Origin of the sequence: Stenotrophomonas sp. 3diitr2024, assembly GCF_042136455.1 — a bacterium.
Taxonomy (GTDB): domain Bacteria; phylum Pseudomonadota; class Gammaproteobacteria; order Xanthomonadales; family Xanthomonadaceae; genus Stenotrophomonas; species Stenotrophomonas sepilia.
The window spans coordinates 1-11,546 of record NZ_JBHHMJ010000031.1 but is presented as its reverse complement, the minus strand read 5'-3'; the positions used below and the strand labels follow the sequence as shown (position 1 = coordinate 11,546).

Here is an 11,546-nt window from a genome sequence, read left to right as displayed (position 1 = left end):
GCCGCTGGCCGGCAACCTCGATGAATCACGTCCGTGCAGTTGCCGGCCAGCGGCCGGCACTACCGTGCTGCAGCTGCCAGCTCCCGCGCGATCGCACCCAGCCGTTCCACCGCACCGATGAAGCGCGCATCCAGGCTCTGGCAGCACGACAGCCGCAGGCAGTGGCGATAGCGCGCACCACGCGAATAGACCTGGCCGGGCATGAACACGATGTCCTCCTGCAACGCTCGCTCGAACAGCTCGCGCGTGTCCACGCCCGGCAGTTCCAGCCACAGCAGGAATCCGCCCTGTGGTTCGGTGGCGCGGGTGCCTGCCGGGAAATGCTCGGCTACCAGCTGGCGCAGCCGTCCCACCTGTTCGCGGTACAGGCGGCGCATGCGATGCAGATGGTGCTCGTAGCTGCCTGCTTCCAGATACGCGGCCACCGCATCGCCGAGCAGCTGCGGCTCGCCGCCGGTGGACTGGAACTTCAGCAGCGCGATGCGCTCTGCGAAGCGGCCGCCATCCAGCCAGCCGATGCGGTAATCCGGCGCCAGTGTCTTTGAGAAGCCACCGACCACCATCACCCAGCCATCGCGATCGAAGGCTTTCAGCAAGGGTGCCGGTGGCTCGCAGAACTGCAGCTCGGCGTACACCGCATCCTCGATCAGGGGCAGCTGCCGTGCGTTGACCAGCTCGGCCAAGCGTTGTTTGGCGGCGGTCGGCATGGTGCAGCCGAGTGGGTTGTGCACGGTCGGCATCACCACCAGTGCGGCCAGCGGCGTGTGCTCCAGCAGCGCATCCAGTGCATCTACATCCAGTCCGTGCTGCGGGTGGGTGGGCAACTCGATGGCCTGCAGGCCGAGGTTGGCCAGCAACGGATACAGGTTGAAGTAGGACGGCGCCTCGATGCCCACCGCATCACCGGGCTGGGTGACCGCGCGCAATGCCAGCTGCAGGGCTTCCATCGCACCATGGGTCAGCAGGAGTCGCTCGGCGTGGGTGTGCAGGCCCATGCGCGGACTGCGGCGCACGATCTGCGCCAGCAGCCGCGGTGAACCATTCGGGCGCGCGTAGGTCTCCACCGTCTGTTGGCCATGGCGCAGTACCTGCGCGGTGTGCTTGGCCAACTGCGCGCCGGGGTAGAACTGGCGACCACGCGGGCCGGCGAAGGCCAGGTCGACCACACCCGGCCGGCGCTGCGCTTCCAGCACGCGCGCCATCAGCACCTGCTGCAGCGGTGCGGTGGGTGCCGAGGGCGCATCGCGCAATGATCGTTCCGGCACCGACAGCCGCGGCGCCACCTCGAAGCCGGCCTTGGGCCGCGGAATGACCAGGCCGGCATCTTCCAGCTGGCGATAGGCGGCGATCACCGTGTTGAGGCTGAGCCTGCGCTGCGACGCCATCTGCCGCAGCGAGGGCAGGCGGCTGCCGACCGGAAGGCGACCGCCGTGGATGGCCTCGGCCAGTTCGTCGGAGAGCCGCTGGTAGCGTGGAGGGATCATCGTGGCCTGGTCATCTGTATCCATCGAACATCCCGCCATCTGGTTCTGTACCCATGATGATGGCGAGCCTAGCATGTCGTCGTCGGCCGGGCCTGATCGGGGCGTGGCTGGCGCATTCCAAGCGCACGGCGGGACCGCCGTGCGTCTTTTTTTGTGTGTAGAGCCGAGCACCGATCAGCCCCAGGGCAAATGCCGTCAGCGCATCGGCACCAGCACCGCCTCGCGCCGGTACAGCGCCGGGAACTGCCTGGCCAGGGCCGCCAGCTTCGGTGCGTCGTAGTAGCGGATGTAGGCGGCCTGCGGGTAGTTGGTCATGTAGTTCTGGTGGTAGCTCTCGGCCGGATAGAAGCGCTGGCCGCTGACCAGCTGGGTGACGATCGGTGCGCGGTAGCTGCCGGCCTGGCCGAGCTGGGCGATGTAGGCACGGCTGGCCGCCTGCTGGCGGGCGTCATCACTGAAGATCGCCGAGCGATACTGGCTGCCGTGGTCCGGACCCTGGCGGTTGAGCTGGGTCGGATCGTGCGCGACCGAGAAGAACACCTGCATCAGCTGTCCATAGCTGACCTGGCGCGGGTCGTAGTCAATCTTTACGGCTTCGGCATGGCCGCTCTGGCCACCGCTGACGCGCTCATAGCGCGCATTGGCTGCACTGCCACCGATATAGCCGGACACCACATTGCTCACGCCCTTGACGTGCTGGAACACGCCCTGCACGCCCCAGAAGCAACCGCCGGCAAACACCACGCTGGCGTGGGTGGCGTCATCGCGGAACGCCGCATCACCGGTGGGGGCCGGCAGTGCCTGGATCTGCGCGCTGGCTTCGACCGGCGCCGCAGCCGCACCGTGATCGACCAGCAGCACCCCGGCAATCAATGCCATGGCCACCAGGCCGGCCACACCGGCGGCGATGCCCTGTTCAAAGGAGAGTTTCATCATGTGCTCCCGGTTCAACCGAAGGTGAAGGCATAGGCCTGCACGCCCGCATCGAGGAATTCGATCTCGAAGCGATGCGGACCGACCGTGCCGCGCTGGCGTACCAGCTGGTACAGGCGATGCTCGTCGACCACGCCACTGCCATCGGCGCCGACATCACTACCGGCATCGGCGGCGGGCAGCGCCTTGCCATCCAGCCAGACGCGGAAGCGCACCGGCCTGCCGTCGCGGCTGGGCGCCAGCACCAGGTGCAGGTCGCGCGCATGGAACTGGAAGGCAATGCGGCCACCGGCCTGCTGCAGCTGTGCGGCTTCATCGGTGACGGTCCAGCGCCCCGACAGTCCCCACTGGTTCAGCGCCAGGGTCGTCGGCAAGGAGTAGTCGGACGCGGCATCACTGCGCTGCCCGCCGGGCGAGGCGAACTGTTCGGCGCGGGCGTGGCCCAGATACGTTTCCGGCGAGCGCAGGTTGCCCATGTCGGCCTGCACGGCCACGCCTTTCAGGTCGGCGGCCGCAGGATCGGCAGGCGGCGGCAGGTTGGCCTGCCCGGCTTCGGTCAGCAGGCGACGGATCATCTGTTCCGAACGCGCATAGTTGCCTTCGCCGAACTGGTGGCCGCGGATGTTGCCCTGCGCATCAACGAAGTACTGCGCCGGCCAGTAGCGGTTGTTGAACGCGCGCCAGATCGTGTACTGGTTGTCGAGCGCCACCGGGTACTCGACCTTCAGCTGCTGCACCGCCTTCATCACGTTGCGCGGGTCACGCTCGAAGGCGAACTCCGGCGTGTGCACGCCGATCACCACCAGGCCGTGGTCGCGGTAGCGGCGCTCCCATTCGTGCACGAACGGCATCGCACGCAGGCAGTTGATGCAGGAGTAGGTCCAGAAGTCGACCAGTACCACCTTGCCGCGCAGCTGCTGGGCCGTCAGCGGTGGGCTGTTGAGCCAGCCGGTGGCCCCGTCCAGCGCGGGCAGGGTGCCCTCGACCGGCAGCGGTGCATCGCCAGCGACGTTGGCACCGGCCATCATCATCATCATCGGTGGTGCCGCCGGCTGCGCGCCGGGTACCGCGTCCAGCAGGCCCTGCTCGATACGCGCGGTGCTGACCGTGGATAGACGGGTCAGCAGGCCGGTATCCCAGCCCAGGCCGATTGCCACCACCGCCAGCAAGGCGGCCACGCCCAGCACCTTGCGCAGTGCATCGCCGAGGCCAAGCCGCGCCTGCAGCGCACGGAACACGCGGCCACCCACCCATACCGCCAGCGCCAGCGCAGTGATCGCGCCCAGCGCATACGCCAGCAGCAGCCCACTGGTGCCAGCGCTGGCACCATGCAGGGCGGCACCGGTCAGCACCAGGCCGAGGATCGGACCGGCGCATGGCGCCCACAGCAGGCCGGTGGCGATGCCGATCAGCAGCGAGGTCCACGCGCCGCCGCGCCCAGCGGCATCCGCGGCGTCGGCGCGCGCGCTCAGACGGGCACCCACGCGCTGGAACGGCGCCAGCAGATGGTCGGCCAGTCGTGGCCACAGCAGGGCGACCGCGAACAGTGCCATCAGCAGCAGGGCGATCCAGCGCCCGACCTGGTTGGCCTGTGCCACCCATTGGCTGCCCACTGCGGCCAGGCTGGCAACCACGGTGAAGGTGAGCGCCATGCCCAGCAGCAATGGCAGCGTGCTGCGCAGGAACGGACGATCGGCACGCGCGAACACGAACGGAAGCACCGGCAGGATGCAGGGACTGAGCAGGGTCAGCGCGCCCCCCAGATAGGCAAGCAGCAACAGCAGCATCGTCAGGCTCCGGAAACAGGGGAAGAACCGACCGGCACCCGCCAGCCGTCGGCAGTGCCATCCGTGGCGCCGGGAACGAACACCATCGCTGCACCGTTCATGCAGTAGCGCAGCCCGGTCGGGCGTGGGCCATCGTTGAACACATGGCCGAGGTGGCCGCCACAGCGACGGCAGTGCACCTCCACCCGCAGCATCCCGAAGGTGACGTCGCGGTCTTCGCCGATGGCGTTGTGCAGCGGCGCCCAGAAGCTGGGCCAGCCGGTGCCGCTCTCGAACTTGGTGGAGGAGGAAAACAGCGGCAGCGCACAGCCGGCACACGCGAAGGTGCCCTGGCGGTGTTCCTTGTTGAGCGGGCTGCTCCACGGCCGTTCGGTGGCCTGCTGGCGCAGCACCGCGTACTGCGCCGGGGTCAGGCGCTGGCGCCAGTCGGCATCGCTGTGCATGACTTCGAACTGTCGCGACGGGCGCGCTTCGGCGGCGGCCGGGGCGGCGCGGCTGCAGGCCCCCAGGCCGAGCAGGCCGGCGGCGGTGGCAACACCGCCCAGGCCCAGCAGATGGCGGCGGGACAAGGACATGGCGGACTCCGGGAAGGGGATGACGGGGCCATGCTGCGCCCGCCCGGGTCAACGAATCCTCACGCAGGATTCAATTTTTCGTGAGGTATCGGCGGCCGTCCCGCGCCACAATGCAACCCGCCTCCCCACTGGCCTTGAGCTGACGATGTCGACCAAACGCGTGCTGATCGTTGAAGACGATGCCCACATCGCCGACCTGCTGCGCATGCACCTGGGCGATGAGGGCTACGATGTCGCCCATGCTGCCAGCGGCGATGCCGGCCTGCGCCTGCTCGAGCAGGAAGGTCCCTGGGATGCGCTGGTGCTGGACGTGATGCTGCCCGGCGTGGACGGCCTGCAGGTGTGCCAGCGCGCACGCGCGATGGCGCGGTATGTGCCGATCATCATCATCAGTGCGCGCGGCAGCGAAACCCAGCGCATCGTCGGCCTGGAACTGGGCGCGGACGATTACCTGGCAAAACCCTTCTCGATGCCGGAACTGGTGGCACGCGTGCGCGCGCTGCTGCGCCGCGCCGAGGCGATGGCGCAGAGCGCACGCATCGATGCCGGCGCGATCGAGCTGGGGGGACTGCAGCTGGACCCGGTCGCGCGTACCGCCTCGGTGGATGGCAATCCATTGGAGCTGACCCCGCGCGAGTTCGACCTGCTGTTGTTCTTCGCCCGTCACCCGGACCAGGTGTTCGCGCGCATGGAACTGCTCAACCAGGTCTGGGGCTACCAGCACGATGGCTACGAGCATACGGTCAACACCCATATCAACCGCCTGCGCAGCAAGATCGAGCCCGATCCGGCCAATCCGCGGCGGCTGCTGACGGTGTGGGGCCGTGGCTACAAGCTGGTCGACCCGGCCGGAGCAGCGGCATGATCAAGCCGAACCTGTGGCAGAAGCTGGCAGTGGTGACCGCTGCGCTGATGCTGACGTGCTGCATGGCGCTGCTGGCACTGCAGATGCGTGCCAATACCCGCCACGAGCAGGAGGTGGTACAGCGGTTGTCGCTGGGTCTGGCCGAGCACATCGCCCAGCGCAGCGAGCTGATGGATACCAGCGGCATGCGTGATGCGGCGGTGCGGGCGTTGTTCGGCCAGTTGATGGCGGTCAATCCCAGCGTCGAGGTCTACCTGCTGGATGACCAGGGCCGCATCCTCGGCCACGATGCACCCAGTGGGCACCTGGTGCGAAACCGGGTGGACGTGGCGCCGCTGCGCCGCTTGCTGGCCGGTGCGCCGTTGCCGATCCTCGGCGATGACCCGCGCAGCGCGAATGGCCGCAAGGTGTTCAGCGCGGCACCTCTGATCGTGCAGGGCCGGCCGGCGGGCTACGTGTACGTGGTGCTGGTCGGCGAGCACCGGCAGATGCTGGCCGACGATCTTGCCGCCGGCAGCCAGTGGAACACCACGCTGTGGTCGGTGGTGCTGGTCGGTGGCCTCGGCCTGCTGGCCGGGCTGGTGGCGTTCTACTGGGTGACCCGTCCGCTGCGGCGGCTGACCCGACGCATCCAGGCCTTCGACATCGACGCACCCACGCCGTTGCCACCGCCGGAGCCGCTGCGCCCCGGTGAGCGCGACGAGCTGGTGATCCTCGAACATGCGCACGCGCAGATGGCGCAGCGGCTGGGCGAGCAGTGGCAGCAGCTGCGCCATCAGGACCTGCAGCGCCGCGAACTGGTTGCCAATATCTCGCACGACCTGCGCACGCCGCTGTCGTCGCTGCATGGCTACCTGGAAACGCTGGCATTGAAGGACGCCACGCTGTCAGCGGACGAGCGCCGCCGCTATCTCGGTATCGCGCTGGCGCAGAGCGCCAAGGTCGGCCGGCTGGCGCGCGCGCTGTTCGAGCTGGCGCGGCTGGAGCATGGCGAAGTGCGGTTGGAGTGGGAGGTGTTCGCGCTGCCGGAGCTGCTGCAGGACGTGCTGCAGAAGTTCGAACTGGCGGCACAGGCGCGCGGCCAGCAGCTGCACGCAGCGTTCCCCCCCGGCCTGCCGCTGGTGCGCGCCGACCTGGGCCTGGTCGAACGGGTGTTGACCAACCTGCTCGACAACGCGCTGCGCCATGCACCCGACGGTGGACAGATCGAGGTGCGCCTTTGCGCGACTCCCGACAGCGTGGAGGTCAGCGTGGCTGATGACGGCCCAGGGGTGGCGCCGGCGCTGCGCACCCAGCTGTTCCAGGCACCGGCCGCGCTGGGCGCGCGGCGCGGCGAGAACGGCGGATTGGGGCTGTTGATCGTGCAGCGCATCGTGCAGCTGCACGGCCGCCGCATCGAACTGCGCAACAGCGAGCGTGGCGCGCTGTTCGTGTTTGCCTTGCCGCGTGCGGAACCGGCGGCCTAGCAGGCCGCTTCGCATTCGACGATGCCGCCGCCGTTTTCCAGCGGCAGGTGCAGGCGGATGCAGGCACCGCCCAGCGCCGAATCGGTCACTTCGACGTGGCCGCCATGCTTGTCGGCCACCACCTGCACCAGTGCCAGGCCGAGGCCGAAGCCGGGACTGCCCGGGTCCAGCCGGACGTAGGGCTGCAGTACCTGGCCGCGCAGTTCGGGTGCAATGCCGGGGCCGTCGTCCTCCACCTGCAGGCATAGCCAGCCGTCAGTGACGCTGCTGGCAATACGGATCTGCCGGCGCGCGTAGCGCAGTGCATTGCCGAGCAGGTTGCGCAGTGCCAGCTCCAGCATATGCCGGTTGACGTTGACCAGGCCCACCGGCGACAGCGCCTGCTGCACCGGCATCGGCAGCGGCGCGAACTGGGCGACCACGCCGCGCACCAGCGCCGCCAGCTGCAGGCGCTGGCGGGTCAGCTGATGGCAGCGGCCCAGTGCGGCGTACTCGACGCCTGCATCGGTCAGGTGCTGCAGCCGATCCACATCGGTGCGCAATCCGCCCAGTGCATCGCGCTGCCCATCATCGAGCGCGGTGTCCTCCAGGTCGGCCAGGCCGAAACGCATCCGCGCCAATGGCGTGCGCACTTCGTGCGCCACCGCCTGCGCCAGCACACGCTGGCTTTCCAGCAGCTGCTGCAGCTGCTCGGCCATGTGGTTGAAGGCATTGGCCAGTGGCCGCACCAGCGCGGTGCCCGCACGCGGCGCACGCGTGTCCAACTGGCCATCGCGCATCTGCCTGGCCGCCTGCGCCAGCTGCGAGACGTCGCGCCACAACCGATAGACCATCACGTACATCGGCAATGCCACCGCCACCATCAGGATCAGCAGCAGGATCGCCACGCCCGACACTTCGCTGTCCTGCCAGCCCTCGTCCGGCAGCGCTTCATCCAGCGGCCCCAGCATCACCGCGTAGTCGCTGTCACCGATGCGCTGCAGGCTGCGCATGTGCTCCAGGTCGATCTGCACGCGGCCGTTGTTGAACGGCGGACGTTGGCTGGCCGGCAACGCCTTCACTGCCTCAGCCAGCGGCACCATGCGCAGCGCGTAGGCGAAATCGGCGTCGAGTTCGCGTGCCAGCACGGGCCACTGGTCGCGCGGGGTTTCGGCGAAGCGGTGCTGCAGCAGGGCATGGGTGCCACGCATTTCGGCCTGCAGCCCGGCTTCGGTGCGGTCCTCCAGCAGGGCATCCCAGGCCCACAGGCCCAGCACGATCAGCAACAGGTGGGCAACCAGGAAGCCGATGCCGTAGCGCAGGAAGTGGAAGGCGTGGCCGCGCATCGCCGAGGGCGTGCGCTTCATCCCCATGCCGAGCGGCTGAACAGGTAGCCGCGGCCACGGACGGTCTTGATCCGTTCCGGCTGCTCGGGGTTGTCGCCCAGCTTGCGGCGCAGGCGCGAGATGCGGGCATCGATCGAACGGTCCAGGCCGTCGAAGGCGATGCCACGCAGGCCGCGCAGCAGCGCGTCGCGGTCCAGGATCTGGCCGGCATTGCTGGCCAGCAGGAACAGCAGGTCGAACTCGGCCGTGGTCAGCTCCAGCAGGCTGCCCTGCAGGTGCACGTTGCGGGTGGACGGGTCGATGCTCAGCTCGCCGAAGCGCAGGCTGCCGTCACGCGGTTCGACCCGGCGGTGGCGGCGCAGGTGGGCGCGCAGCCGCGCCAGCAGCACCCGCGGTTCGATCGGTTTGCCGATGTAGTCGTCGGCCCCCAGCTCCAGCCCCAGAACCTGGTCGATGTTGTCGGTGCGGGCGGTCAGCACGCAGATGATGCCGTCATAGAGGGGCCGGATCTGCCGACACACTTCGAAACCATCCTGGTCGGGCAGGCCGACATCGAGCAGCACCAGGGCTGGTTTCTCGGCCAGGATGCGGGCCACTGCGCGCTCGCCGCTGCGCTCGTGGGCCACCTGGTAGCCATGCCGTTGCAGGTAGTCGCTGACCATCGTTCCCAGGCGGGCATCGTCTTCGACCAGTACGATATCCAGCATTTCCAAGGCCTCCGTAGGCGCAAACGTACCGCCACGGCACGAGCGCGGCGATGCTATCCCAGCCATCGGGCCGCCCGGGTCCCGGGGGCGGGCGCCATTCAGCCGGGGTTGCTGGCGCAGGGGCCGGGTCTCAGTCCCGGCAACAACTTGGCGTTCAGCATAGCCTGATGCTGTTACAAAACGTTACCTTCGTGATACGACGGGTGACGATCGCTGACAGCAAAGCGACTGACGCCGCGCGGTCCGGCGCCGAGCATGGAGTCTCCTCCGCTCCGCGTGCCGTCCCCATGTCGCCCGCCGCCCCCTGCCTGCTGAACCCGTCCCGCCGCCGCCAGTGCGGAGGCTCGCGATGAGCGGCGTGGTCGGGGCCTGGTTGCCGCCCGCCGAGGACGAGCAGTTGCTGCAGCAGCTGGCGCCGATGCTGCGGGCGCTGCAGCAGCGCGGGCGTGGCCGCATCGGCTACTGGACCGACGCCGAGGCCGGCCTCGCGCTGGGCCACTGCCGGGCGCCGACCGACACGCCGTTGCAGCCGCTGAGCTCGGACTGCGGTCGCTACGTGCTGTGCCTGGACGGCCGCCTGTACAACCGCGCTGACCTGCAGGCGCAGTTGCGCGATCTGCCACGCAGCTGCAGCGATGCACGGCTGCTGCTGCAGGCGATCGTCGAATGGGGCGTGCAGCGGGCGCTGTCGCGTATCGAGGGCGCCTTCGGTTTCAGCGTCTGGGACCGCGAGTCGCGCGTGCTGTGGCTGGCCCGTGATCCGGTGGGCGAGAGGCCGCTGTACTACGGCTGGTACCAGGGCCAGTTCCTGTTCGCCTCGGAGTTGAAGGCGCTGCAGGCCTTCGCCGGGTTCGCACCAAGCATCGACCAGGATGCGCTGAGCCTTCTGCTGCGTCACGACTATGTGCCGGCGCCGCACACCATCTACCGCGGCATCCACAAGCTGGTGGCGGGCGCGATGCTGCGCATCGATCTCAGCGACCATGCCGCGGGTTGCTCCAGCCAGGCCGAGCAGGGGGGCGCGCGTTACTGGTGCGCACGTGAAGCAATGCAGCGTGCACTGCAGGAGCCGCTGCAACCGGCGCCGAGCCTGGAACAGGCCACCGACCAGCTTGAGGCGGTACTTCAGAAAGCCATCGCTTCACGCATGCACTCGCCGCTGGCCTGTGGCGCGTTCCTGTCCGGAGGCACCGACTCCTCGCTGGTGACGGCGATGATGCAGGCCCAATCCACGCTGCCGATCGAAGCATGGACGGTCGGCTTCGACGATCCGGGACATGACGAGAGCGACTGGGCGTCGCAGGTCGCGCGCCATCTGGGTGTGCAGCACCACCTGCACCGCATGGACGCGCGCCAGGGCCTGGATCTGCTGCAGCGCCTGCCGCAGGTCTGGTGCGAACCGTTCGCCGACGCCTCGCAGCTGCCGACGCTGCTGGCCAGTGAACTGCTGGGGGCACGCAAGCCGGTGGCGCTGACCGGTGACGGTGGCGATGAACTGTTCTTCGGCCACCCCAGCTATGGCCGCGCGCTGCGCAATGCGCGCCTGTGCGGTGGCTTGCCGGACTGGGTACGCGACCTGGCGCGGCGCAGCGGCAACCGCATGAACGCCGAGCGTGGTCGTCTCGGTGGATGGCGTGCCTTGGTGGCCGAAGTTGCTGCCAACGATGTGGAAGGCCACTACCTGCAGCGGGTGACCCGCTGGCGGCAGCCGGCGCAGGTGGTGCTGGGCGCGCGTGAACCGGTGACGATCTTCCAGCAGCAGGACTCGGCGCTGCCGGCCGAAGCGCGCATCCAGCTGCTGGATTTCCGCATGGATCTGGCCGAGGGCATCCTGGCCAAGGTCGACCGCGCGGGCATGGCGGCGGGCGTTGAAACCCGTGCGCCACTGCTGGACATGGAGGTGGTGCGACTGGCCTGGCGCCTGCCGCAGCACCTGAAGTACCACGATGGCGAACACAAACTGATCCTGAAGCACCTGTTGGCACGCTACCTGCCCGAGCCGCTGGTGTACCGTCCCAAGCGCGGCTTTGGCCCGCCGATGGCGCGCTGGTTGGCCGGTCCGTTGCGCGATTGGGCGGAGGCGCTGCTGGACCCGCAGCTGCTTCGCAATCAGGGCTGTTTCGATCCGGCGCGCGTGCGCGGCATCTGGGAAGCGTTCCTGCGCGGCGAGCGCAAGTGGCACACGCACCTGTGGAACGTGTTGATGTTCCAGGCGTGGCACCAGCACTGGCACGGTGGTCGCGGGCGCTGAGGTTCCTTCGCGGTGTGTTCTGCGTGGCGCGTGGCGGATTCGTTCTGCGCGGCGCGGTGCGGAGGCCCTTGCGTACGAATGTCCTCCGGCGCCGGCCGTTGGCCGTCACCTCCTCCTTTACTTCGTACTCAAGGGCCTCCGCCCTGCGTTCGA

The 11,546-nt window shown here is 68.8% G+C and carries 9 protein-coding genes; 3 read left to right on the top strand and 6 right to left on the bottom strand.

Going from position 1 to position 11,546, the window contains the following annotated elements; translation table 11 throughout:
* Window positions 1–59: 59 nt before the first annotated feature.
* The 4 genes from ABGA94_RS00605 to msrB form a co-directional block, all read right to left on the bottom strand.
* Complete coding sequence (locus ABGA94_RS00605) at window positions 60–1,508, bottom strand: PLP-dependent aminotransferase family protein (RefSeq protein ID WP_005415142.1); 1,449 nt, start codon at window positions 1,506–1,508, stop codon at window positions 60–62.
* Window positions 1,509–1,679: 171 nt separating this feature from the next.
* Window positions 1,680–2,417 carry a peptide-methionine (S)-S-oxide reductase MsrA gene (gene msrA / locus ABGA94_RS00600; protein ID WP_262222060.1) on the bottom strand — a complete coding sequence of 246 codons (738 nt, stop codon included), beginning with the start codon at window positions 2,415–2,417 and terminating at the stop codon, window positions 1,680–1,682.
* A 14-nt stretch (window positions 2,418–2,431) separates the two neighbouring features.
* A complete protein-coding gene (locus tag ABGA94_RS00595; protein WP_375366034.1) occupies window positions 2,432–4,204 on the bottom strand; it encodes a cytochrome c biogenesis protein DipZ in 1,773 nt (590 codons plus the stop codon).
* 2 nt (window positions 4,205–4,206) lie between these two features.
* The gene (msrB, locus tag ABGA94_RS00590; protein ID WP_005415145.1) at window positions 4,207–4,779 is read right to left on the bottom strand and encodes a peptide-methionine (R)-S-oxide reductase MsrB; all 573 of its coding nucleotides are present in this window, start codon (window positions 4,777–4,779) and stop codon (window positions 4,207–4,209) included.
* A 145-nt stretch (window positions 4,780–4,924) separates the two neighbouring features.
* Here msrB and ABGA94_RS00585 point away from each other — a divergent pair, with 145 nt between their 5' ends.
* Both ABGA94_RS00585 and ABGA94_RS00580 read left to right on the top strand, forming a co-directional pair.
* On the top strand, window positions 4,925–5,644 hold the full coding sequence (locus ABGA94_RS00585; protein ID WP_005415146.1) for a response regulator transcription factor: 720 nt from the start codon (window positions 4,925–4,927) through the stop codon (window positions 5,642–5,644).
* On the top strand, window positions 5,641–7,110 hold the full coding sequence (locus tag ABGA94_RS00580) for a sensor histidine kinase KdpD (RefSeq protein WP_111174790.1): 1,470 nt from the start codon (window positions 5,641–5,643) through the stop codon (window positions 7,108–7,110). Before ABGA94_RS00585 ends, ABGA94_RS00580 begins: the two co-directional genes overlap by 4 nt.
* Here the strand turns inward: ABGA94_RS00580 and ABGA94_RS00575 are convergent.
* Together ABGA94_RS00575 and ABGA94_RS00570 are read right to left on the bottom strand one after the other, a co-directional pair.
* Window positions 7,107–8,456 carry an ATP-binding protein gene (locus tag ABGA94_RS00575; RefSeq protein ID WP_111126936.1) on the bottom strand — a complete coding sequence of 450 codons (1,350 nt, stop codon included), beginning with the start codon at window positions 8,454–8,456 and terminating at the stop codon, window positions 7,107–7,109. The genes ABGA94_RS00580 and ABGA94_RS00575 overlap by 4 nt on opposite strands.
* The gene (locus ABGA94_RS00570; RefSeq protein WP_005415149.1) at window positions 8,453–9,142 is read right to left on the bottom strand and encodes a winged helix-turn-helix domain-containing protein; all 690 of its coding nucleotides are present in this window, start codon (window positions 9,140–9,142) and stop codon (window positions 8,453–8,455) included. The genes ABGA94_RS00575 and ABGA94_RS00570 overlap by 4 nt, the downstream gene beginning before the upstream one ends.
* A gap of 349 nt (window positions 9,143–9,491) precedes the next feature.
* On the opposite strand from ABGA94_RS00570, the gene asnB reads away from it, so the two are divergent.
* The gene (gene asnB / locus ABGA94_RS00565; RefSeq protein ID WP_053498027.1) at window positions 9,492–11,393 is read left to right on the top strand and encodes an asparagine synthase (glutamine-hydrolyzing); all 1,902 of its coding nucleotides are present in this window, start codon (window positions 9,492–9,494) and stop codon (window positions 11,391–11,393) included.
* The last annotated feature ends 153 nt before the right edge of the window (window positions 11,394–11,546 follow it).